Origin of the sequence: Klebsiella sp. BIGb0149, assembly GCF_004362605.1 — a bacterium.
Taxonomy (GTDB): Bacteria; Pseudomonadota; Gammaproteobacteria; order Enterobacterales; family Enterobacteriaceae; genus Klebsiella; species Klebsiella terrigena.
Window position 1 is genome coordinate 17,158 of sequence record NZ_SNYG01000001.1, and the last position, 22,336, is coordinate 39,493.

Sequence of the window (22,336 nt, forward strand, 5' to 3'; positions counted from 1 at the left end):
AAATTAATGCAATTGGCTAATTTCATCCCCGTACAGCCGATGCAGAATATCCTGATTCAGCTGAGAGGGATGGTCGTCAAAAATAATGTTGCCCCGCGCCACGCCGATAACCCGCGTGCAGTATTCTTTAACCAGCTCGACCGAGTGCAGGTTGACCATCACGCTGATGCCCTGCTCGCTAATTTCGCGCAGCACGTTCATGATGCGCTGCGTATTTTTCGGGTCGAGAGAGGCGACCGGCTCATCGGCCAGCAAAATACCGGGGTTCTGCATCAGCGCCCGGCAGATAGCCACGCGCTGCATCTGCCCGCCGGAGAGATTTTCCGCCCGCTGCAGCGCATGCGGCAGCATGTTCATCCATTCGAGCAGGGAGATGGCGCGCGCCCGGTCGGCATCGGGGAAGACTTTGAACAGCGACTTCAGCGTCGAGGTCTGGCTCAGGCGGCCGAGCAGGACGTTTGTCAGCACATCAAGGCGCGGCACCAGGCAGAAGTCCTGGAAAATCATCCCGCATTCGCTACGCCAGGCGTTCAGCGCCCGGCCCTTAAGTTTGGCGACATCGTGCGGGGTGCCGACTTCCGGATAGCTGAGGATCTCGCCGCTGGTGGCGCTGTGGGTGCCGTTAAGCACGTGCAGCAGGGTTGATTTGCCCGCGCCGGAGCGGCCGATAACGCCCACCAGCTCGCCGGCGTGGAGATCGAAGCTGATGCCATCCAGCACGGTTTGCTGCGCGCTGTAGGACTTGCTCAGGCCGCGCACGCTTAAGACTTTCCGCTGCCGATCGGTATCTGGCTGACTAAATTGTGGGTAATCGGTATCGGTTACCGCAGCGAGAGAACTATTCATAACAGCGTCCAGGTTCGTCATTAAACTGGGCACTATTAATGGCGTTTTTTATGATCGTTATATGACGGTAAGGCGAACAAATAGTGAACGGTGGCGATTTGTCGCCGCGGAAAGGACGAAAATAGTGCCCTCCGATGACGAAGGGCAGGGAGGCGACGCGCCGGGAGCGGCGGCGATTTTTATGCCGGCTTCAGCCGCTTGCGCCAGCGAAAACGGCGGCTTGCCAGCAGGCTCAGGCCGCAGCACAGCAGATAGTAGACCGCGCCGGTGAAGACAAAAATGGCCAGCGGGTAGATCTGGACGCGGTTGTTCACCTGGCCGGCGACGGTGGTGAGCTCCGGGACGTTGACGATAAACGCCAGCGACGTATCCTTCAGCAGGCCGATAAAAATCCCCACCAGCGAAGGCTGAACGTTGCGCAGCGCCTGCGGCAGCAGGATCAGGCGCAGCGCCTGTCCGGCGGAAAAGCCCTGCGTCCGCGCCGCCTCATACTGGCCGGCGGGAAGCGACTGCAGGCCGGCCAGCACCGAGTGCATCACCGAGGCGGCGGTAAACCACGCCAGCGCCAGGGTCACCGTCACGGCACCGGGCAGATCGCTGCCGGTGAGCATCGGCAGCAGATACCAGAGCCAAAAAATGACGAAAATCAGCGGAATACCGCGAATGATTTCGGCCCACAAAAACAGCAGCCGACGGACGGTTCCGCCATAGCGCCAGGCGACGGCGGCCAGGAGAACGCCGCCGGGTAGCGCCAGCGCCGCTGCGCCAACGGCCATCATCAGCGTCAGGGCCACGCCGCCGGGAATGCCTTCCGCCAGGCGTCCCCACAGCAGGTAATCGAGATTGTCGGCGATAACCGCCAGATTAGCGTTCATGCTGGGCTCTCCTGTGCGGACTATGACCCGGGCCGAGGCGCGTCAGCAGCAGCCCCAGCGCCACGCCGAGCGCCAGATACAGCGCGGTACCGACGGCAAAGGCTTCCAGCGCGTGGGCGTTATAGCTCTCAATTTGCCGCACCTGATAGGTCAGTTCGGCAAAGCCAATGCCGCTCGCCAGCGAAGAGAGCTTCATCAGGTTCAGATACTGGCCGACAATCGGCTGCCAGGCATTAGCCAGCCCCTGCGGCAGCAGAATATGGCGCAGCTCGCCCCACGGGGTAAATCCCTGCGAGACGGCCGCTTCCCGCTGGCCGCTGCCGACCGCGCGTAGCCCGGAGGCGATCTCTTCGATCAGGAACGCCGAGGTAAAGACCCCCAGCCCCCACATCGAGCAGATAAACTCCGGCGTCAGCCACCAGACGTTACCCGGCAGAATCGACCAGGAATGGTCGGCGTTGATAAAATCACGGGCGCCGAGGGGCAGCAGGTTCCAGGCGGCAAAGTACCAGAACAGCAGCTGCACCAGCAGCGGGGTGTTGCGAAACAGCGAAACCCAGCAGGCCACCAGCCAGCGCCCGGGCCTGCCGCCGCCGAGGCGAAGTGCCAGCAGCAGAATAGCCAGCACGGTCGCCAGCGCCATCCCGGCAAGGCTGACCCATACGGTGGTGAGAAACCCGGAGACGATCCACTGCAGCGGCTGCCCGCTGAGTACGCCGTGCCAGTCGAGAATCGGCGTCACTCGAGGCCCTCCTGGTGCAGCGGATTAAGCACCTTTTGCAGAAAGCGGCGGGTGCGGGCGTGCTGCGGCCGGGCGAAAAACTCCGCCGGCGGCGCCACTTCGAGGATATCGCCGCCGTCGATAAACACCACCCGGTCGGCAATCTCGCGGGCAAACTGCATCTCGTGGGTGACCACCACCATGGTGATGCCGCTGTGCGCCAGGGTTTTCATCACCTGCAGCACCTCGCCGATCATCTCCGGGTCGAGCGCTGAGGTTGGCTCGTCAAACAGAATAATTTGTGGCGAAGAGGCGAGGGCGCGGGCGATGGCCACGCGCTGCTGCTGGCCGCCGGAGAGCTGGGCCGGCATCTGGCTGGCCTTATCCTCCAGACCCACCTGCTGCAGCAGCTCCAGCGCCCGCTGGCGGGCGGCATTTTTTGCCCAGCCGTGCACGCGCTCCAGCGCCAGGGTGATGTTTTCCTGCGCCGTCAGGTGGGCGTAGAGATTAAACTGCTGAAACACGAACCCGACGCGGCTGCGCAGCTGGCGAAGCGCGCCGGCGGTGAGCTGACGCGTGGGCCTGCCATCGATCAGAATCTCGCCGTCGCTCAGGGTTTCGAGCTGGTTGATCAGGCGGATCAGCGTTGATTTCCCCGATCCGGAAGGGCCGAGGATCGCTACCACTTCTCCGGGATTTATCTGCAGATCGACGCCGTTAAGCACTCGATGATCGCCGTAGCTTTTTGCCGCTTTACGCAGTTCGATACTGGCGTTCTGCAGATGTGAAAAATCCGCGGCCGAGGCCGCGGAGCGTGAAAATAAACCCGATAACATATTATTTAGCTTCTATGGTAAACGCGCGCGGCTGTGGGGTTTTGGTCGCCGGGCCGAACCAGACGTCGTAAATTTTTGCCGCCTGGCCGGATTTCTCCAGGTTCACCAGCTCGTCGTTCACCGCCTTCAGCAGCGCCGGCTCGCCTTTCTTCACGCCGACGCCGATCTCCTCTTTGCTCAGCAGATCGGGGATGATTTTAAAGTTGGCCTTATCCGGCGCTTCCGCCAGCAGGCCGGCGAGAATGGTGCTGTCCTGGGTAATCGCCTGCACGTTGCCGTTACGCAGTGCGGTCAGCGCCAGCGGAATATCGTCATAGGAGAGCACGCGCGACTGCGGGAAGCGCTGGTGCAGCGCCTGCTCGCCGGTGGTGCCTTTTACCGCCCCGATGCGCGCTTTGCCGTAGTCGTCAAGCTTATCCGCCGATTTAGCCGGCACGAGGAACTGCTGGCCGGTGACAAAATACGGCGTTGAGAAATCAATAACCTGCGCGCGTTCCGGAGTGATGGTGATATCGGCAACGATCAGATCGGCCTTGCCGGACTGCAGCAGCGGAATACGGTTGGCCGGGTTGGTGGCAACCAGCTCCAGCTTCACGCCGAGCGATTTAGCCAGCGCCTGGGCGAAATCAACGTCATAGCCGACGATCTGGTGCGTTTTCGGGTCAACCGAGCCAAACGGCGGGTTGGCGTCGAAGGTGGCGACTTTCACCACGCCGGCGGCTTTGATGTCTGCCAGCTGGTCGGCCTGAGCCTGCGCGGCAAGCACCAGAATGCCCAGCGCCAGTGCAATTTTTGTTTTTGTCTTGCGCATTATTATATCCCCTGAGTCCCTGTATATGTTTTGTGATTATTACGCTCCCACAAATTGGCCGCTGACGGCAAAGAAGAAAAAGTTCTTATCTATAGCGAAAAAGAACTTAGCAAGCTCATGGGTATTGGCGCAGGGCGACTCCCGCCCGGCGGCTCTGGAGAAGACGCGTAATATGCATCTTCCGGGATTGAAAAGACGGAATTGATATTTCCCGAGCGGTGCAGGCTGTGGTTGAAATAGACCCAGGGGAAATGCTTCCCGACGGAGGAAAAAATGAAACTTGCACTATGGCAACGAATGACGCGCTGGCTGGCTTCGCTATCTCACGCTGAAGCCGGACAGCAGGATACCCAGCGAATGATGGAGGCCATATTACCGGTCGCCAGCCTGTACGGCATTGATATGGGGAATGTCGAAACGCGGTGGTTTCGCCATGATAAAACATACTGAGCGGCGCAGGACGCGTGAAGCCTACTGGAACGAGGTGTGCTTTGTGTAGCACAAGGCTGCTTGCGGTTGCGGCGACCGAACTCATCTGCCGCAGCCCCGAGCAGCTTTAATCTTTCCCGATGGCCAGGGGTTTCACCCTGCCATGCAGTGCCGGATTATCGCTTTCATCCTTCAGACGCACGCCGGTCAGCCGGCGCAGAAAAGCCTGCTCCAGCAGCCACGCCAGCTTAAAGGCGGCGGCATCATAGCCCAGCCCTTCCGGGCGAATATTCGAAATACAGTTGCGCTCCGACTCCAGCCGCTGACGATGCGGTTGCCAGGTCAGATAAACCCCGAGGCTGTCCGGTGACGAAAGCCCCGGCCGTTCGCCAATCAGTATCGCCACCGCGCGAGCCCGCAGCGTTTCGCCAATATCATCCCCCAGCGCGACCCGAGACTGATGGGCCAGCACCACCGGCGCGAGGCTCAGCCCCAGCGTCTGCAGATAGGGCTGCAGGGCGCGGATCAGCGGCAGGGCCTGGCGCTGCACCGCGTAAGAGGAGAGCCCGTCGCCAATCACCAGCAGCAGGTCGGCAGGACGCGCGCCGCTGGCGGCGAGGTCCGCGCGGCTCTCATCGTTCAGCCGTCGCCCCAGATCCGGGCGGTTAAGATAGATATGCCGATCGGCGGCGGCGCTGTGCACCGTCAGCGACGAGAGGCCCAGCTCCGCCAGCGGGGAGACCAGCTGCTGGCTGTCAAAGGGCTGGTGGATGGCGTCGCGCGCCCGGGCGTGAGCGAGGCCAAAATTCAGCACCTCGCGGGTTGGCAGGCTGGCGCCGCTGCGGCCCAGCGCGATGCGCGCATCGGTAAATTCACGTAGCGGGTTCCAGGCGTCGGGGCGATTCATACCGGTTCTCCTTACGCCATCATGGAAAGCAGAGGATGGCGGGCGTCGGTCAGGCGCAGCGCGCCGTCCGGGTCGGTTATCTGCATTTTCGTCAGCCAGGCGGCGAACTCCGGCGCGTGCCTGAGGCCCAGCAGGCGGCGGGCGTACAGGGCATCGTGGAACGAAGTGCTTTGGTAGTTGAGCATGATATCGTCCGCGCCGGGTACGCCGATTAAAAAGGTCAGCCCGGCGGCGCACAGCAGGGTCAGCAGAGTGTCCATGTCATCCTGATCCGCCTCGGCGTGGTTGGTATAGCAAACGTCGCAGCCGATCGGCAGCCCCATGATCTTGCCGCAGAAGTGATCCTCGAGGCCGGCGCGAATAATCTGCTTCCCGTCATAGAGATATTCCGGGCCGATGAATCCCACCACGGTATTGACCAGCAGCGGATCGAAATGGCGGGCGACGGCGTAGGCGCGGGCTTCACAGGTTTGCTGATCGACGCCGTGGTGGGCGTTAGCCGAAAGACAGCTCCCCTGTCCGGTTTCAAAATACATCACGTTATTGCCGAGGGTGCCGCGGTTGAGGCTCAGCGCGGCCTCCCTGGCCTCCTGCAGCAGCGCCAGATTGATACCGAAGCCGCCGTTGGCCGCCTCGGTGCCCGCCACCGACTGGAACACCAGGTCCACCGGCGCGCCGCGCTCAATCAGCTGCAGGGTGTTGGTGACGTGGGTCAGAATGCAGGACTGGGTGGGGATCGCAAAGCGCTGAATAATATCGTCGAGCATATGGTTGAGCTGTGCCAGCACCGGCAGGCTGTCGCTGGCCGGGTTGATGCCAATGACCGCATCGCCCGCGCCGTACAGCAGGCCGTCGAGCATGCTGGCGGCGATGCCCTTCAGATCGTCGGTCGGGTGGTTGGGCTGCAGACGCACGCTAAGATGCCCCGGCAGGCCAATCGTATTGCGAAAGCGGGTGGTTACCCGGCATTTGCTGGCGGCGAGGATCAGGTCCTGGTTACGCATCAGCTTGCTGACCGCGGCCGCCATCTCCGGGGTTATCGCCCGCGCCACCTGCTGCAGGGTGGCGGTATCGGTGGCGTCGTCAAGCAGCCAGTCGCGAAAGTCGCCCACCGTCAGGTGGCTAATCGCCGCGAAGCCGCGGCTATCGTGCGTGTCGATAATCAGCCGGGTGACTTCGTCCTGCTCGTAGGGGATGAGCAGGCTGTCGAGGATCGCCTTTAGCGGCACCTCCGCCAGCGCCATTTTCGCCGCCATCCGCTCTTCGGCGCTATCGGCGATAATGCCGGCGAGGGCATCCCCGGAACGTGCCGGAGAGGCCTTCGCCATTAACGTCTTCAGACTATCAAAGCGCCAGACCTGGCCTGATAGCGTTGTTTTATACATGCCGCCTCCTCAGGAGACTATACGCAGCTGCGGATCCACCGGCGCGCGCTCGCGGGCCGCCGCGGTTTTACGAAACCACAGGTAGCCGCCGAGCATCATGGCTGCAAAAATCAGCGCCAGCAGCGTATTGTACCAGACCATCGCCACCAGGCAGAGCACCGCCATCGCCAGGGCGAAGGCCGGCGCCCACGGATAGAGCGGCGCGCGGAACGGGCGAATCAGTTTCGGCTCGCTGCGGCGCAGCTTGAACAGCGCCGCCATCGAGGTGATATACATAACAATAGCGCCAAATACCGACATCGTGACGATGCAGGCGGTGAGCGGCATCCCGCTGATGGTGATCAGCGAGTCGGAGAAAATAGCGGCAATGCCCACCACGCCCCCGGCGAGGATCGCCAGATGCGGCGTGCGGGTGCGGCGGTTGAGCGCCGCCAGGCCGGCGGGCAGGTAGCCGGCCCGCGCCAGAGAATAGATCTGCCGGGAGTAGCCCATGATGATGCCGTGGAACGACGCCACCAGGCCGAACAGCCCCAGCCATACCAGCATATGCAGCCAGCCGCTGCTGCTGCCAACCACCATTTTCATCGCCTGCGGCAGCGGGTCGTTGATGTTGGCGAGCGCCCGCCAGTCGCCGACGCCGCCGGCAAACACCATAACGCCGATCGCCAGCACGGTAAGGGTCAGGATCCCGCCGCCCAGCGCGCGGGGGATGGTACGCTGCGGATCTTTAGCCTCTTCGGCGGCCATCGATGCGCCTTCAATAGCCAGAAAGAACCAGATAGCAAAAGGAATGGCCGCGAACATTCCCGGCAGCGCCAGCCCGCTGAAGCTCTCCGCCCCGGCCCAGCCGTTGGCGGTAAAGTGGCTCCACGAGAAGCCCGGAGCGACCACGCCCATAAACACCAGCAGTTCGAAAATCGCCAGCAGGGTGACAATCAGCTCAAAGGTGGCGGCAATACCGACGCCGAGAATGTTCAGCGTCATAAATATAACGTAGGCGCCGCAGGCCACCCATTTCGGATCCAGCGCCGGAAACTGGACGTTGAGGTAGGCGCCAATCGCCATGGCAATCGCCGGCGGGGCGAAGACGAACTCAATCAGCGTCGCGAAGCCGGCAATAAAGCCGCCGGTGGGGCCAAAAGCGCGGTAGGCGTAGGCGAACGGGCCGCCGGCGTGGGGGATCGCGGTCGTCAGCTCGGTGAAACTAAAAATAAAGGCGCAGTACATGGCGGCAACCGCCAGCGCCACGATCAGAAATCCCAGCGTCCCGGCCTGGGACCAGCCGTAGCTCCAGCCAAAATACTCCCCGGAAATAACCAGCCCGACGGCGATCCCCCACAGGCGGAAACTGCCGAGCGTTCTTTTTAGCGTTGTGGTTTGCTCTGTCATTTTTGCGACCTCGCCAGATAAAGATATCGGGTGGTTGCAAGGAGAGTGCCAGGTCAGAGCCCTGATAAACGCGGGGGGTTAGCCGCGGGACGATCCAAAAAAGGGCAGCCTGCGCGCGCAAAGATATGCGTCCTGGTGCAGCTGCCCACAAATGTAGCGCTAGTCGCGAACGACGGCGCCCGCGTCCTGTTGAATCACCGGGCCCTCTTTTACCTTCAGGTTGAGGCCGCGGGTCTCCAGCTCGGCGTGGCGAATTCGCAGGCCGCGGGTGGCGTCGATGTTGACGTTGCTAAAGTGGAACCCGCTGAGCGGCGCTTCCGGGGTGCCGATAATATAGGCCGCCGCTTTGCTATCGCCGGTGGAGGTTAAATTCTCCACGGTGATATTGCTGAAGTGCGGGGTCCGATATTTGTCGAACGGCTGTTGCGGGTCGCTGTCCGGCGGATAGATCTGCTCGCCGAGGGTAAATCCTCCGGCCTGCAGCTGCTTGTCGACCTCGGCCTGCACGATAGGCGCGGCCTGGTAGTAAGCGGAGAAGACCAGCGGCACCTCGACGTTATGCATTTTGGTGTTGCGATAAACGATATTTTTCACCTCGCCGCCTTTGCCGCGCGGGCTCTTAATGCGAATACCGTACATCGAGCCTTCGAAGGCGTTGTTTTCCACCAGCACGTTATTGACGCCGCCGGCGCTTTCGCTGCCGATAGAGATACCGCGCCCCTGCTTCAGCGTATTGTTGGCGATGTAAATATTCTCGACCACCCCTTCGGGGAAGCGCGGATCGGCTTTCTCCGCTTTGATGGCGATATGGTCGTCATTGCAGTCGATATAGTTGTTGGTGATGCGGATGTTCTGGCTGTCGATAGGATCGATGGCGTCGGTATTCGGCGCATGCCACGGGGATAAAATTCGCGTGCCGTTAATGTCGACATCGTGCGCGTAGCGGGTAACGATGTGGAAGCTGGGCGAGTGGGTGAGGGTCACGCCGTCGATCAGCACGTTGTTCGAGCGGGTGATGTAGATCAGCCGCGGCCGGTCGGTGCCGCCTTTCTTGCCGCTGGCGCGAATGTTTTCTCGCCAGCGCTCCCACCATACCGCCCCCTGGCCGTCGATGGTCCCTTCACCCACGATAGCGACGTTTTGCGCATCGGCGATGCTGATAAACGGCAGCCAGCCGTTTTCCGCTGCGGCATACTGCGTTTTTTCATCCGCGCGCCAGGCGGCGATTTCGCTTGAGGCGACGAGGGTCGCGTCTTTCTCCAGCCTGAGCCGAATATTACTCTTCAAAAACAGCGGATTGCTCAGATAGTTTCCCTTCGGGACCCGCACCGTGCCGCCCCCTGCGGCGGCGCAGTCATCGATCGCTTTTTGAATGGCGTCGGTATTCAGCGCAATTTGCAGGCGGTGGCCTTCTGCGCCGTATTGGGTGACGTCGCAGACTTTATCCGCAAACGTCACCTTGCTGGCGGCGAGAGCCGTATGAAAGGGGATGACGCCGACGATAGCGACGGCAGCCAACAGAGGAAAGGGGCGGGTTGTCATCTGATTATCCTTTTTAGGTGTTGTGTTTTGTAAAAATAGCAACATTGTTTTATTTTTGTGTTTATGCCGATCACGTTTTGCTTTTTGTCATTTAAATGCCCAGAACCCGCGCTCATTTTTCGGGCAAACGCCCGTAAAACGGCGTGGAAAGCGGCGCTTGTTTTGCAATTTCAGCTGCGGCGCGGTATAACTGCACCTCTTTGGATGTTTAGATGTCCATACGTTTAGAAGGTAATATGCAAAGTACACCGCAGCAGAGTGAGCCGCTGAAGCGCACCATGAAAACCCGCCACCTGATCATGCTCTCGCTGGGCGGCGTGATTGGCACCGGTCTGTTTTTTAATACCGGCTATATCATCTCGACCACCGGGGCGGCGGGGACGCTGCTGGCCTATCTGATTGGCGCGCTGGTGGTCTGGCTGGTGATGCAGTGCCTTGGCGAGCTGTCGGTGGCGATGCCGGAGACCGGCGCGTTTCACGTCTACGCCGCCCGCTATCTCGGCCCGGCAACGGGGTACACGGTAGCCTGGCTCTACTGGCTGACGTGGACGGTGGCGCTCGGATCGAGCTTTACCGCCGCCGGTTTCTGTATGCAGTACTGGTTTCCGCAGGTGCCGGTGTGGGTATGGTGCGTGGTGTTCTGCGCGGTGATTTTTTTCCTTAACGTCATCTCTACCCGCTTCTTTGCCGAAGGCGAGTTTTGGTTTTCGCTGGTCAAAGTCGTCACCATCATCGCCTTTATTATTCTCGGCGGGGCGGCGATATTCGGCATTATCCCGATGCAGGACGGCTCGCCGGCGCCGGGGCTGCGTAACCTGACCTCTGAAGGCTGGTTCCCGCACGGCGGCCTGCCGATCCTGATGACCATGGTGGCGGTGAACTTCGCCTTCTCCGGGACCGAACTTATCGGCATCGCGGCGGGTGAAACGCAAAACCCGCATAAGGTCATCCCGATCGCCATTCGTACCACCATCGCCCGGCTGATTATCTTTTTTATCGGCACCGTGTTTGTGCTGGCGGCGCTGATCCCGATGCAGCAGGCGGGAGTGGAGAAAAGCCCGTTTGTGCTGGTCTTTGAAAAGGTGGGCATCCCCTACGCGGCGGATATCTTTAACTTCGTGATCCTGACGGCGATCCTGTCGGCGGCCAACTCCGGCCTCTACGCCTCCGGACGGATGCTGTGGTCGTTGGCGAACGAGCGGACCCTGCCGGCGTGCTTTGCCAAAGTGACCAGGAACGGCGTGCCGCTGACCGCGCTGTCGGTGAGCATGCTCGGCGGCGTGCTGGCGCTGTTTTCCAGCGTAATTGCGCCAGATACGGTGTTTGTCGCGCTGTCGGCGATTTCCGGCTTTGCGGTGGTGGCGGTGTGGCTCAGCATCTGCGCCTCGCACTTTATGTTTCGCCGTCGCCATCTCCAGCAGGGTAAAGCCCTGAGCGAGCTGCACTATCGCGCGCCCTGGTATCCGCTGGTGCCGGTGCTGGGGTTCATTTTATGCCTGGTGGCCTGCGTGGGCCTGGCGTTTGACCCCAGCCAGCGCATTGCGCTGTGGTGCGGAATTCCCTTCGTGGCGCTGTGCTATGGTGCCTGGTATCTGACCCACGCACGACAACTTAACAGGGAGCAACAGCATGTCGCAGAATAACCCGTTAACCTCTATCCTCGCCCGCGAGCCTTTTGTGCTGCTCGACGGCGCGATGGCGACGGAGCTGGAAGCGCGCGGCTGTAATCTGGCCGATAGCCTGTGGTCGGCGCGGGTGCTGCTGGAAAATCCGCAGCTGATTCGCGACGTGCACCTCGACTATTTCCGCGCCGGAGCGCAGGTCGCGATCACCGCCAGCTATCAGGCAACCCCGGCGGGCTTCGCCGCCTGCGGGCTGGACGAGGCGCAGTCGAAAGCGCTGATTGGGAAAAGCGTTGAGCTGGCGCGCAAGGCGCGGGAAGCCTGCCTCGCGGAAAATCCGCAGGCCGGCACGCTGCTGGTCGCCGGTTCGGTGGGGCCGTACGGTGCCTATCTTGCCGATGGTTCGGAATATCGCGGCGATTACCAGCGCAGCGCGGAAGAGTTTCAGGCCTTCCATCGCCCGCGCGTGGAAGCGCTTCTCGATGCCGGAGCCGATCTGCTGGCCTGCGAAACCCTGCCGTCCTTTGCCGAAATTAAGGCGCTGGCGGCGCTGCTGACGGCGTACCCGCGCGCTCGCGCCTGGTTCTCGTTTACCCTGCGCGACGCCGGGCATCTCAGCGACGGCACGCCGCTGAGCGAAGTGGTGGCGGCGCTTGCGCACTATCCGCAGGTGGTGGCGCTGGGCATTAACTGTATTGCCCTGGAGAACACCACCGCCGCGTTGCAGCACCTGCACGGTTTGACCGCGCTGCCGCTGGTGGTCTATCCCAACTCCGGGGAACATTACGACGCGGTGAGTAAAACCTGGCACCATCACGGCGAGTCCTGCGTCGCCCTGAGCGAGTATCTGCCGCAGTGGCTGGCGGCGGGGGCAAAACTGATTGGCGGCTGCTGCCGCACCACGCCGAAAGATATTGCCGCGCTGGCGGCCAAACGCTGACCGGTCTCCCGGCCGCGGCGCAGCGCGTCGCCGGCCGGGGATCTCCCCGCTCGCGCTATGCTTACCGGGCCAGCGCTTCTGCTACTCAATCCCCATTTTTAACTATCGTTTGCCAGTTTTTTTCTAATGACGATTGGCTATTAGCCAGAATTTTTAATTACTTCATCAAACGCATCAGGCCGGAAATACTGCACCCATAACAACGAAGGGGAGCAGACACTATGGCACACGCATCGCGCATTACACTTTTCGCCGCCCTGGCTTTCGCCGCTTTTCAGGCGCAGGCGGTCAACGTCACCGTGGCGTATCAAACCTCTGCCGAGCCGGCGAAAGTCGCTCAGGCTGACAATACCTTTGCCAAAGAGAGCGGTGCGACCGTTGACTGGCGCAAGTTCGACAGCGGGGCGAGCATCGTACGCGCGCTGGCTTCCGGCGATGTCCAGATTGGCAATCTCGGCTCCAGCCCGCTGGCGGTAGCCGCCAGTCAGCAGGTGCCGATTGAAGTCTTCCTGCTGGCCTCAAAGCTCGGTAACTCCGAAGCGCTGGTGGTGAAAAAGAGCATTACTAAACCCGAAGATTTGATTGGTAAGCGCATCGCGGTGCCGTTTATCTCCACCACCCACTACAGCCTGCTGTCGGCGCTGAAGCACTGGGGCATTAAGCCGGGCCAGGTACAGATTATCAACCTGCAGCCGCCGGCGATTATTGCTGCCTGGCAGCGCGGGGATATCGACGGCGCCTACGTCTGGGCCCCTGCGGTCAACGCGCTGGAAAAAGAGGGCAAGGTGCTGACCGATTCGTCTCAGGTCGGCGAGTGGGGTGCGCCGACGCTGGACGTCTGGGTGGTGCGTAAAGACTTTGCCGAGAAGCATCCTGAGATTGTGAAAGCCTTTGCGAAGAGCGCTATCGACGCTCAGCAGCCCTACATCGCTAACCCTGATGCATGGCTGAAGCAGCCGGAAAATATCAGCAAGCTGTCGCGCTTAAGCGGCGTGCCGGATGCGGACGTCCCGGGGCTGGTGAAGGGCAATACCTACCTGACCGCGGCGCAGCAGGCGCAGGAGCTGAACGGACCGGTGAACAAAGCGATTATCGATACGGCTAAGTTCCTCAAAGAGCAGGGCAAAGTACCCGATGCCGGCGCCGATTACAGCCAGTACGTTACCGACCGTTTTGTGAAATAAGGAGGTCACGATGCTGCAAATCTCGCATCTCTTTGCCGACTACGGCGGCAAACCGGCGCTGGCGGATATCAACCTGACGCTGGACAGCGGCGAACTGCTGGTGGTCCTTGGACCGTCGGGCTGCGGTAAAACCACGCTGCTGAACCTGATTGCCGGATTCGTGCCTTATCAGCACGGCAGCATCGTCCTTGAAGGGCAGCGCGTAACGGGACCGGGCGCCGAACGCGGCGTGGTCTTTCAGCATGAAGGATTGCTGCCGTGGCGTAACGTGCAGGATAACGTGGCGCTGGGGCTGCAGCTGGCGGGCGTGGACAAAGCGCTCCGCCGGGAAACGGCGGCGCAGATGCTGAAGAAGGTGGGTCTCGAAGGGGCGGAAAAACGCTTTATCTGGCAGCTTTCCGGCGGCCAGCGCCAGCGGGTGGGGATTGCCAGAGCGCTGGCGGCCAATCCGCAGCTGCTGCTCCTTGATGAGCCGTTCGGCGCGCTGGACGCCTTTACCCGAGAACAGATGCAAACCCTGCTGCTCGGCCTGTGGCACGAGACCGGCAAGCAGGTACTGCTTATCACCCATGATATTGAAGAGGCCGTGTTTATGGCCACCGAGCTGGTGCTGCTGTCGCCGGGCCCGGGGCGGGTGCTGGAGCGGCTACCGCTCGACTTTGGCCGCCGCTTCGTCGCCGGCGAGTCCTGCCGCAGCATTAAATCCGATCCGCGCTTTATCGAGCAGCGTGAATACGTGCTGAGCCGGGTATTTGAACAACGGGAGGCCTTCTCATGAGCGTGGTCATCAACGATAAACCGCGTCGGCGGCCGCTGAAGTGGCGCTGGCCGGTTTCCCGCCAGCTGACGCTGAGCGCGGCGACGCTGGCGGTGCTGCTGGCTATCTGGTGGGCCGTCGCGGCGCTACAGCTGGTTAGCCCGCTGTTTCTGCCGCCGCCGGGCCAGGTGTTGCACAAGCTGATAACCATTGCCGGCCCGCAGGGCTTTATGGATGCCACCCTCTGGCAGCATCTGGCGGCGAGCCTGACGCGGATCGTGATAGCGCTGCTGGCGGCGGTGCTGCTCGGCGTTCCGGTGGGGATCGCCATGGGGCTCAGCCCGACGGTGCGCGGCATTCTCGATCCGTTAATTGAGCTCTACCGCCCGGTGCCGCCGCTGGCCTATCTCCCGCTGATGGTTATCTGGTTCGGCATCGGCGAGACGTCGAAGATCTTATTGATCTATCTGGCGATCTTCGCCCCGGTGGCGATGTCGGCGCTGGCGGGGGTGAAAAGCGCCCAGCAGGTGCGCATTCGCGCCGCCCAGTCGCTAGGCGCCAGCCGCGCGCAGGTGCTGTGGCTGGTTATTTTACCCGGCGCGCTGCCGGAGATCCTCACCGGGCTGCGCATTGGTCTTGGCGTGGGCTGGTCAACGCTGGTGGCCGCGGAGCTGATCGCCGCCACTCGCGGATTAGGTTTTATGGTGCAATCCGCCGGCGAATTCCTGGCAACCGACGTGGTGCTGGCCGGGATTGCGGTGATTGCGATAATTGCGTTTCTGTTGGAACTGGGGCTGCGCGCGCTGCAGCGCCGCCTGACGCCCTGGCATGGAGAAGTACAATGAGTGAACGTCTGAGCATTATCCCGCTGGGGCCCTATATTGGCGCGCAGGTAGCCGGCGTGGACCTCGCGCGTCCGCTGAGCGATAACCAGTTTGAGCAGCTGTATCACGCGGTGCTGCGCCATCAGGTGGTGTTCCTGCGCGAGCAGAATATTACCCCGCAGCAGCAGCGTGACTTTGCGCTGCGCTTTGGCGACCTGCATATACATCCGGTCTATCCCCACGCGCCGGGCGTCGATGAAATTATCGTGCTCGACACCCATGATGATAATCCGCCGGATAACGACAACTGGCATACCGATGTCACCTTTATCGAGACGCCGCCCGCCGGCGCGATTCTGGCGGCGAAAGAGCTGCCGTCCACCGGCGGTGATACCCTGTGGACCAGCGGCGTGGCGGCGTACGAAGCGCTTTCCGAGCCTTTTCGCCAGCTGTTGAGCGGCCTGCGGGCGGAGCATGATTTCCGTAAATCGTTCCAGGAGTATAAATACCGCGGCAGCGAAGAGGAGCACCGGCGCTGGCTGGAGGCGGTGGAGAAGAACCCGCCGCTGCTGCATCCGGTGGTGCGCACGCATCCGGTGACCGGCAGGCAGGCGCTGTTCGTTAACGAAGGCTTTACCACGCGTATTGTTGACGTCACCGAGAAAGAGAGCGAGGCGCTGCTGAACTTCCTGTTTAGCCATATAACGAAACCGGAGTTTCAGGTGCGCTGGCGCTGGCAGCCGAACGATGTGGCGATTTGGGATAACCGCGTGACCCAGCATTACGCCAACGCCGACTATCTGCCGCAGCGGCGCATTATGCACCGGGCGACGATCCTCGGCGATAAGCCGTACTATCGCGCCGGTTAAAACCTGCGGCAGCGCGCCGCAGGCCGGGCTGATTACAGATGCGCGCCGATATAGCGCTGATAGCGGTTGGCTTTTAAAAACGTCAAATCCACCAGCACCAGCCCGTCCACGCAGTTGTTGAAGTCAGGGTCGCTGCCGAAGTCGATAAACTGCACGCCGCCCGGCTCGCACACTTCGGAGTATTGCTTATACAGCGGCGGAATGGCGCAGCCGAGATTGCCGAGCAGCGACTTCAGCCGGGTGAGATCCTCGGCATAATCCTCGCCGCTAAACTGCGCCAGCACGTCCGGTAGCGAAGCGGGATAGGGACGCCGCGACTCCGCCAGCGGGTGGGTCGCCGGGAACCACAGCCGATAGAAGGCCACCAGCAGATCGCGGGCCGCCGGCGGCAGGCCGCCGGAAATAGACACCGGGCCGAACAGATAGCGGTAGTGCGGGTAGCGTGCGAGGTAGGCGCCGATCCCCGACCACAGATAATCCAGCCCGCGCCGTCCCCAGTAGCGCGGCTGGATAAAGCTGCGCCCCAGCTCAATGCCGTACTGGAGAATGTCGTCCATCCGCTGGTCGTAATGGAACAGGCTATAGCTGTAAATCCCCTCCAGCCCGCGCTTTTCCAGCTGCATTGCGGTGGGCATAAAGCGATAGGCGCCGACGATCTCCAGATCTTCCTCATCCCACAGAATCAGGTGCAGATAATCGTCGTCATAGCCGTCGACGTCGCGACGCTTGCCGCTACCTTCCCCCACCGCGCGGAAGGCGATCTCCCGCAGGCGGCCGAGCTCGCGCAGCAGCGGGGCGTCGTCCTGACCGTTGCGCTGCCACAGATAGATGGTTTTGCCATCGGCGGTATGCCCCAGGCACTCCGCGCGGTGCAGCTCGCGTTTTATCAGCGCGCGATCTTCAGGGCGGGCGATGGCGCTTTCCGTTTTGAAGAGGCCCGCCAGACCTTTGCCCATCAGCTCGACGTGGCGATAGCAGCGGTCCGCCAGCTCCCGGGGAGACATCTGCGGGCTATACCAGCTGGACCAGGCAATCTGCTGACCAATGCCGATCGGCAGGCTGCTGTTGCGGCGACGGAACATTTGCTGCATAAGCAGCAGCAGCGGCAGGTTTTCTGAGAGCAGGGTGCTGGCGTAGAACAGGGCACTGTTGTGCGCGCGGATCCACACCGGCAGCAGCGGGGCACGATATTTGGTCGCCAGCTTGATAAAGCCGGGGTGCCATTTCTTATCGCGGATCCCCCGGCGCGTCAGGCGCGAGACCTCACCTGCCGGGAAAAAGATCAGCACGCCGCCGTTTTGCAGCTGGCGATCCATTTGCTGCAGCGCGGCTTTAGCGGTACGGCCGTTGATATTATCGACCGGAATGAACAGCGAGCTGAGCGGCTCAAGGTGGGTCAACAGGCGGTTGGTCACGACTTTTACATCGCGGCGAACGCGGGAGACGGCATAGAGTAGCGCAAGGCCGTCGAGGGTACCGGTAGGATGATTGGCGACGATCACCAGCGGGCCGTGCTCGGGAATTTGTTCCAGATCGTGCGCCGGGATCGCGCAGCGAATATTCAGGTGTTCCAGCACCTGTTCGACCGTATCGAGCCCCTTCAGGTGGCGATGGCGGGCGGCAAATTGTTGAAACTCTTCCTCATGGAGCAGTTTTTTTAGCAGCTTCTTTTGCCAGGCGGCGGGCCTGGCCTGAGGCCACAGGTCGTCGAGTACATGATCGAGACTAAACATAGCGCTTCCTCCTCCGTCCTGCCGAGACAGTAGAAGGCGGAAGTGTCGCTTATATTGCAGTTGGGTGAAGATTCGGTATTGGCAGACCCGAAAGCGCGGCGCAGGTCAGGAAAATTCCCGGCCTGCGCGCGCAGCCTGTCGCCCGCAAGACGGGTTTAGCGCAGGATTTTCTTCTCGGCGAGATCAAGGGCGAAGTAGCTGAAGATCAGATCTGCGCCGGCGCGCTTAATGGCTCCCAGACTTTCCAGAACCACTTTTTCTTCATCGATGGCGCCCGCCTGAGCGGCAAATTTGATCATCGCGTACTCGCCGCTGACCTGGTAAGCGCCGATCGGCAGATCGCTGCGCTCGCGGATATCGCGCAGGATATCAAGATAGGCGCCGGCCGGTTTCACCATCAGGCAGTCAGCGCCCTGGGCTTCATCGAGCAGCGACTCGCGAATTGCTTCCCGGCGGTTCATCGGGCTCATCTGATAGGTTTTACGATCGCCCTTCAGCGCGGTACCCGCCGCCTCGCGGAACGGGCCGTAGAACGAAGAGGCAAACTTGGTGGAGTAGGACATGATGGCGGTGCGGGTAAACCCGGCGGCATCCAGCGCCTGGCGAATAGCCTGCACCTGGCCGTCCATCGCGGCGGATGGCGCGATAAAATCAGCGCCGGCCGCTGCCGCAACAACCGCCTGCTTGCCGAGGTTCACCAGGGTGGCATCGTTGTCTACGCCGTGCTCGCAGAGTACGCCGCAGTGGCCGTGGGAGGTGTATTCGCAGAAGCAGGTATCGGACATCACGATCATCTCCGGTACCGCATCTTTAGAGATACGCGACATCCGCGCGACCAGGCCGTTTTCGTTCCAGGCATCGCTGCCGTTGGCGTCGGTGTGATGGGAAATACCGAAGGTCATCACCGAGCGGATACCGGCGTTGGCGATACGCTCGATTTCACGCGCCAGGTGTTTCTCCGGGATGCGCATCACGCCGGGCATGGCCTCGATGGCTTTGTAATCGTCGATTTCTTCTTCAACAAAGATCGGCAACACCAGGTCATTCAAACTCAGTGTTGTCTCTTCAAACATGGCTCGTAGCGAAGCGGACTGACGCAAGCGGCGCGGGCGAGTGATTAAATCTGTCATGGTTTGCCTGATTTTGTGAAATGAAAGACCGCAGTATACCCGAACCTGAGGGCGGACGTTTTACGAAAGTGGCTTAAAATCTCCCGTCGGTCGGACGGTGCTGGCCATAATAATGGGTTGCTGAATTGAATGCGCATGGCGAATATTTATATTTTCAGTGGCTGTTTTTTATTGGATGTTTTAGGAATTAATGGGAGTTATATATTTAATATGGTGAAGGTTTTGCTCTGTTTATTCATTGTTATTTTGTTTGTTTGCTAATGTATTTGTTTATTTTATATCTGGTGTTTATTTCATGGCTAATTAACTGAAGTTAGAGTGTTTGTTTTTTATTTCCGGGAGTTGTGCTGGTTAAATTATTGTCCGGTTTCGGACTTTGGCTAAAGAATAATTGAACCTTTCCTCGCTGACACCGCATAATCGTTCCGCGAAGCATAATAATGTTCTTCTACGTATTGATAATTGATGGATCAACGATATTACGTCCCTGAGGAGGGATGACAATGCACCCTTGGAAAAAGAAATTTGCAGTTTCACAATTAGCATTAGCCTGCACTTTGGCAATCACCTCTCAGGCAAGTGCTGTTACTGATATATCTGGAACCAACTACACGACATTTAAACATTATAACGACGCGAACTATGTCGACGGTGTTTATTATAATGGCTATGTAGGCTGGAATAACTATGCGACGGATAGTCTTTATAACGGTGACATTTATCCGGTCATCAATAAGTCCGTCGTTAATGGCGTGATCTCGACTTACTATCTGGACGATGGTCTTGCTACCAACGCGAACAGCAATAGCCTGACTATTAAAAACAGCACCATTCACGGGATGATCACCTCCGAGTGCATGACCACCGACTGCGTGGGGCGTGACGCTACCGGCTACGTTTATGACCGCCTGGCGCTGACCGTTGATAACTCGACCATTGATGATAACTACGAGCACTATACCTACAACGGCACGCACGCCGATGGCTCCGTAGATACGCACGTTGTTGACGTTTACGATCTGGGGACGGCCATTACGCTTGATCAGGAGGTCGATCTGGTCGTCAAAAATAACTCCCACGTTGCCGGCATAACCCTAACCCAGGGCTATGAGTGGGGGGATATTGACGACAATACCGTCAGCACCGGCGTCAACAGCGGCAAAGTGTTTCACAACACGATTAGCGTGACGGATTCTACCGTGACGTCCGGATCATGGGCGGATGAAGGCACCTCCGGCTGGTTCGGCAACAACAATAACGCCAGCGATTACGGCGGTAGCGGCCTGAACGTGAACGGCGATGCCGGCTTCAATACTGATGACGTCGCGATCTCCGCTATCGCCAATCCGAATGCGGATAACGCGATGCAGACGACGGTTAACCTCACTAACTCTACCCTGATGGGTGACATCCTTTTTGCCAGTAACTTTGACCACAATTTCTTCCCGAGCGGTGCGGACAGCTATCGGGATACCAATTCTGCCGTAGATACTAACGGTTGGGACGGCACCGACCGCATGGATGTCACGCTGAATAACGGCAGCAAGTGGGTGGGGGCCGCGATCTCCACGCATCAGATCGATTCCGATGGCGATGGCGTTTACGACAGCTTTGGCGAAGGCACTGAAGCGACCGCAACGCTGATTGATGTCGCGGCGAACAGCCTGTGGCCATGGTCAACCTATGGGATCAACAGCAGCGATACGGCCTACAATGAAAACGGCCACGTTGCCGGCAATGAAGTCTATCAGAGCGGTCTGTTCAACGTGACGCTGAACGGCGGTTCACGGTGGGATACCACCAAAACGTCGCTGATTGATACTTTAAGCATCAACAGCAGTTCTGTGGTCAACGTAGCGGATTCCACCCTGGTCTCTGACACCATCTCTCTGACCGGCGGTTCTGCTCTGAAGATCGCGGAAGATGGCCACGTCGCGACCCACGCGCTGACAATCGACAACAGTATCGTCACAATTGCCGACGATGTCTCCGCCGGTTGGGGCGTGGATGATGCTGCCTTGTATGCCAACATCGTCAACGTCACCCACGATGGTATTCTCGATGTGGGCAACAGCACGGCGTACGCGCTGCAGGCCGATACGCTGAACCTGACCAGCTCGACGGATGCCCGCGGGGACGTACATGCTGGCGTGTTAAACGTTCACAGCAATCGCTTCGTGCTGAATGCCGATTTAACCAACGATCGCACTAACGATACCGCTAAGCCAAACTACGGCTACGGCATCATCGCCATGAACTCTGATGGTCACCTGACCATCAACGGCAACGGTGACTCCGACACCTCTTTTGACCAGTCTGAAGTGGATAACGCGGGCGATAACGTTGCGGCCGCCACCGGCAACTATAAAGTGCGTATTGATAACGCGGTAGGTACGGGCTCCATTGCTGATTACAAAGGCAAAGAGCTGGTCTATGTTAACGACAAGAGCAGCACCGCTACCTTCTCTGCGGCAAACAAAGCCGATCTGGGTGCCTACACCTGGCAGGCTAAGCAGGAAGGCAACGTGGTGGTTATGCAGCAGCGGTCGCTGACCGATTACGCAAATATGGCGCTCAGCATCCCGTCCGCGAACAGCAATATCTGGAACCTGCAGCAGGATACCGTGGCGACGCGTCTGACCCACTCCCGGCACGGTCTGGCGGATAACGGCGGCGTCTGGGGCAGCTACTTCGGCGGCAGCTTCAACGGCGATAACGGCACCATCAGCTACGATCAGAACGTCAACGGCGTCATGCTGGGTCTGGATAGCAAAATTGAGGGTAACCACGCCCAGTGGATCGTCGGGGCCGCAGCGGGCTTCGTGAAAGGCGACCTGAGCGATCGCAGCGGTCAGGTGGATCAGGACAGCCAGACGGCCTACGTCTACTCGTCCGCCCGCTTTGCGAACAACGTTTTCGTTGACGGCTCTCTGAACTACTCTCGCTTCAACAACGAGCTGTCTGCCAGCATGAGCAACGGCCAGTACGTCGATGGCAGGACTTCCACGGATGCCTGGGGCTTTGGTCTGAAGCTGGGCTACGACTGGAAGCTGGGCGATGCGGGCTATGTGACCCCGTACGGCAGCGTATCCGGCCTGTTCCAGTCCGGGGACGACTACCGCCTGAGCAACGGCATGAAGGTAGGCGAACAGTCTTACGACAGCATGCGCTATGAGCTGGGCGTTGATGCGGGCTACACCTTTAGCTACGGCAGCGATCAGGCGCTTACGCCTTACTTCAAGCTGGCCTACGTGTATGACGATGCCGACAACAACGCTAAGGTCAACGGGGATGCTATCGATAACGGCACCGAAGGTTCTGCGGTACGCGTTGGGCTGGGTACGCAGTTCAGCTTTACCCGCAGCTTCAGCGCCTACTCCGATGTGAGCTACCTCGGCGGCGGGGATGTGGATCAGGACTGGTCTGCTAACGTGGGCGTTAAATACACCTGGTAAGATAGTTTGCAGTGATAAAACATTAAAGGTTATTTAATCTAAAAGTATGCCCGTCAAGGAGTTGACGGGCATTATTGTCAG

Annotated in this window: 19 protein-coding genes; 8 read left to right on the forward strand and 11 right to left on the reverse strand. The window is 60.0% G+C overall.

What is annotated here, in order from left to right:
- Window positions 1–3: 3 nt before the first annotated feature.
- The 5 genes from phnC to EDF75_RS00110 form a co-directional block, all read right to left on the reverse strand.
- Window positions 4–846, reverse strand: a complete 843-nt coding sequence (phnC, locus tag EDF75_RS00090) for a phosphonate ABC transporter ATP-binding protein (protein WP_133596310.1) — start codon at window positions 844–846, stop codon at window positions 4–6.
- Between the two features lie 179 nt (window positions 847–1,025).
- Complete coding sequence (locus EDF75_RS00095) at window positions 1,026–1,721, reverse strand: amino acid ABC transporter permease (RefSeq protein ID WP_133596312.1); 696 nt, start codon at window positions 1,719–1,721, stop codon at window positions 1,026–1,028.
- Window positions 1,711–2,463, reverse strand: coding sequence for an amino acid ABC transporter permease (locus tag EDF75_RS00100; RefSeq protein WP_133596313.1), 753 nt, complete (start codon window positions 2,461–2,463; stop codon window positions 1,711–1,713). The genes EDF75_RS00095 and EDF75_RS00100 overlap by 11 nt, the downstream gene beginning before the upstream one ends.
- The gene (locus tag EDF75_RS00105; protein WP_133596315.1) at window positions 2,460–3,278 is read right to left on the reverse strand and encodes an amino acid ABC transporter ATP-binding protein; all 819 of its coding nucleotides are present in this window, start codon (window positions 3,276–3,278) and stop codon (window positions 2,460–2,462) included. Before EDF75_RS00105 ends, EDF75_RS00100 begins: the two co-directional genes overlap by 4 nt.
- A gap of 1 nt (window position 3,279) precedes the next feature.
- A complete protein-coding gene (locus tag EDF75_RS00110) occupies window positions 3,280–4,089 on the reverse strand; it encodes an ABC transporter substrate-binding protein (RefSeq protein ID WP_045854145.1) in 810 nt (269 codons plus the stop codon).
- A gap of 273 nt (window positions 4,090–4,362) precedes the next feature.
- Between EDF75_RS00110 and EDF75_RS00115 the strand changes: the two genes are divergently transcribed.
- Complete coding sequence (locus tag EDF75_RS00115) at window positions 4,363–4,539, forward strand: hypothetical protein (protein WP_045854146.1); 177 nt, start codon at window positions 4,363–4,365, stop codon at window positions 4,537–4,539.
- 106 nt (window positions 4,540–4,645) lie between these two features.
- On the opposite strand, the gene eutC is transcribed toward EDF75_RS00115, so the two are convergent.
- From eutC to EDF75_RS00135, 4 genes are all read right to left on the reverse strand, one after another.
- Entirely contained in the window at window positions 4,646–5,425 is a 780-nt protein-coding gene (gene eutC / locus EDF75_RS00120; RefSeq protein WP_133596317.1) for an ethanolamine ammonia-lyase subunit EutC, read from the reverse strand.
- Between the two features lie 11 nt (window positions 5,426–5,436).
- On the reverse strand, window positions 5,437–6,810 hold the full coding sequence (locus EDF75_RS00125) for an ethanolamine ammonia-lyase subunit EutB (RefSeq protein ID WP_133596318.1): 1,374 nt from the start codon (window positions 6,808–6,810) through the stop codon (window positions 5,437–5,439).
- Between the two features lie 9 nt (window positions 6,811–6,819).
- Window positions 6,820–8,199, reverse strand: a complete 1,380-nt coding sequence (eat, locus tag EDF75_RS00130) for an ethanolamine permease (protein WP_133596320.1) — start codon at window positions 8,197–8,199, stop codon at window positions 6,820–6,822.
- Window positions 8,200–8,358: 159 nt separating this feature from the next.
- Entirely contained in the window at window positions 8,359–9,741 is a 1,383-nt protein-coding gene (locus tag EDF75_RS00135; RefSeq protein ID WP_133596321.1) for a glycoside hydrolase family 28 protein, read from the reverse strand.
- A 236-nt stretch (window positions 9,742–9,977) separates the two neighbouring features.
- Here EDF75_RS00135 and mmuP point away from each other — a divergent pair, with 236 nt between their 5' ends.
- The 6 genes from mmuP to tauD all read left to right on the forward strand — a co-directional run bounded on the left by mmuP (window position 9,978) and on the right by tauD (window position 15,937).
- The gene (gene mmuP / locus EDF75_RS00140; protein WP_133597948.1) at window positions 9,978–11,384 is read left to right on the forward strand and encodes an S-methylmethionine permease; all 1,407 of its coding nucleotides are present in this window, start codon (window positions 9,978–9,980) and stop codon (window positions 11,382–11,384) included.
- Window positions 11,371–12,303, forward strand: coding sequence for a homocysteine S-methyltransferase (gene mmuM, locus EDF75_RS00145; protein WP_133596322.1), 933 nt, complete (start codon window positions 11,371–11,373; stop codon window positions 12,301–12,303). Before mmuP ends, mmuM begins: the two co-directional genes overlap by 14 nt.
- Before the next feature lie 221 nt (window positions 12,304–12,524).
- Window positions 12,525–13,487 (forward strand): taurine ABC transporter substrate-binding protein, encoded by a 963-nt coding sequence (gene tauA / locus EDF75_RS00150; RefSeq protein WP_041144238.1) that lies wholly within the window; start codon window positions 12,525–12,527, stop codon window positions 13,485–13,487.
- Between the two features lie 10 nt (window positions 13,488–13,497).
- Window positions 13,498–14,265: a taurine ABC transporter ATP-binding subunit gene (tauB, locus tag EDF75_RS00155; RefSeq protein WP_041144239.1), complete on the forward strand. Its 768-nt coding sequence runs from the start codon at window positions 13,498–13,500 to the stop codon at window positions 14,263–14,265.
- Window positions 14,262–15,089: a taurine ABC transporter permease TauC gene (gene tauC / locus EDF75_RS00160; RefSeq protein WP_133596324.1), complete on the forward strand. Its 828-nt coding sequence runs from the start codon at window positions 14,262–14,264 to the stop codon at window positions 15,087–15,089. Before tauB ends, tauC begins: the two co-directional genes overlap by 4 nt.
- Window positions 15,086–15,937: a taurine dioxygenase gene (gene tauD, locus EDF75_RS00165; RefSeq protein WP_133596326.1), complete on the forward strand. Its 852-nt coding sequence runs from the start codon at window positions 15,086–15,088 to the stop codon at window positions 15,935–15,937. The genes tauC and tauD overlap by 4 nt, the downstream gene beginning before the upstream one ends.
- A gap of 32 nt (window positions 15,938–15,969) precedes the next feature.
- Here tauD and olsF read toward each other — a convergent pair whose 3' ends face one another.
- Both olsF and hemB read right to left on the reverse strand, forming a co-directional pair.
- Entirely contained in the window at window positions 15,970–17,670 is a 1,701-nt protein-coding gene (gene olsF, locus EDF75_RS00170) for a bifunctional ornithine lipid synthase OlsF (protein ID WP_133596328.1), read from the reverse strand.
- A 155-nt stretch (window positions 17,671–17,825) separates the two neighbouring features.
- Window positions 17,826–18,800: a porphobilinogen synthase gene (gene hemB / locus EDF75_RS00175; RefSeq protein ID WP_133596330.1), complete on the reverse strand. Its 975-nt coding sequence runs from the start codon at window positions 18,798–18,800 to the stop codon at window positions 17,826–17,828.
- 503 nt (window positions 18,801–19,303) lie between these two features.
- Here hemB and ehaB point away from each other — a divergent pair.
- Window positions 19,304–22,255 (forward strand): autotransporter adhesin EhaB, encoded by a 2,952-nt coding sequence (gene ehaB / locus EDF75_RS00180; protein ID WP_133596332.1) that lies wholly within the window; start codon window positions 19,304–19,306, stop codon window positions 22,253–22,255.
- Window positions 22,256–22,336 lie beyond the last annotated feature (81 nt).

What these genes read in the sequence shown, in the direction of transcription:
- tauC (WP_133596324.1), top strand. Translation starts at nt 14,262, where the DNA reads ATGAGCGTGGTCATCAACGATAAACCGCGTCGGCGGCCGCTGAAGTGG.
- phnC (WP_133596310.1), bottom strand. Translation starts at nt 846, where the DNA reads ATGAATAGTTCTCTCGCTGCGGTAACCGATACCGATTACCCACAATTT.
- tauA (WP_041144238.1), top strand. Translation starts at nt 12,525, where the DNA reads ATGGCACACGCATCGCGCATTACACTTTTCGCCGCCCTGGCTTTCGCC.
- EDF75_RS00095 (WP_133596312.1), bottom strand. Translation starts at nt 1,721, where the DNA reads ATGAACGCTAATCTGGCGGTTATCGCCGACAATCTCGATTACCTGCTG.
- EDF75_RS00115 (WP_045854146.1), top strand. Translation starts at nt 4,363, where the DNA reads ATGAAACTTGCACTATGGCAACGAATGACGCGCTGGCTGGCTTCGCTA.
- EDF75_RS00135 (WP_133596321.1), bottom strand. Translation starts at nt 9,741, where the DNA reads ATGACAACCCGCCCCTTTCCTCTGTTGGCTGCCGTCGCTATCGTCGGC.
- EDF75_RS00105 (WP_133596315.1), bottom strand. Translation starts at nt 3,278, where the DNA reads ATGTTATCGGGTTTATTTTCACGCTCCGCGGCCTCGGCCGCGGATTTT.
- tauB (WP_041144239.1), top strand. Translation starts at nt 13,498, where the DNA reads ATGCTGCAAATCTCGCATCTCTTTGCCGACTACGGCGGCAAACCGGCG.
- EDF75_RS00110 (WP_045854145.1), bottom strand. Translation starts at nt 4,089, where the DNA reads ATGCGCAAGACAAAAACAAAAATTGCACTGGCGCTGGGCATTCTGGTG.
- tauD (WP_133596326.1), top strand. Translation starts at nt 15,086, where the DNA reads ATGAGTGAACGTCTGAGCATTATCCCGCTGGGGCCCTATATTGGCGCG.
- ehaB (WP_133596332.1), top strand. Translation starts at nt 19,304, where the DNA reads ATGCACCCTTGGAAAAAGAAATTTGCAGTTTCACAATTAGCATTAGCC.
- eutC (WP_133596317.1), bottom strand. Translation starts at nt 5,425, where the DNA reads ATGAATCGCCCCGACGCCTGGAACCCGCTACGTGAATTTACCGATGCG.
- EDF75_RS00125 (WP_133596318.1), bottom strand. Translation starts at nt 6,810, where the DNA reads ATGTATAAAACAACGCTATCAGGCCAGGTCTGGCGCTTTGATAGTCTG.
- hemB (WP_133596330.1), bottom strand. Translation starts at nt 18,800, where the DNA reads ATGACAGATTTAATCACTCGCCCGCGCCGCTTGCGTCAGTCCGCTTCG.
- eat (WP_133596320.1), bottom strand. Translation starts at nt 8,199, where the DNA reads ATGACAGAGCAAACCACAACGCTAAAAAGAACGCTCGGCAGTTTCCGC.
- olsF (WP_133596328.1), bottom strand. Translation starts at nt 17,670, where the DNA reads ATGTTTAGTCTCGATCATGTACTCGACGACCTGTGGCCTCAGGCCAGG.
- mmuM (WP_133596322.1), top strand. Translation starts at nt 11,371, where the DNA reads ATGTCGCAGAATAACCCGTTAACCTCTATCCTCGCCCGCGAGCCTTTT.
- mmuP (WP_133597948.1), top strand. Translation starts at nt 9,978, where the DNA reads ATGCAAAGTACACCGCAGCAGAGTGAGCCGCTGAAGCGCACCATGAAA.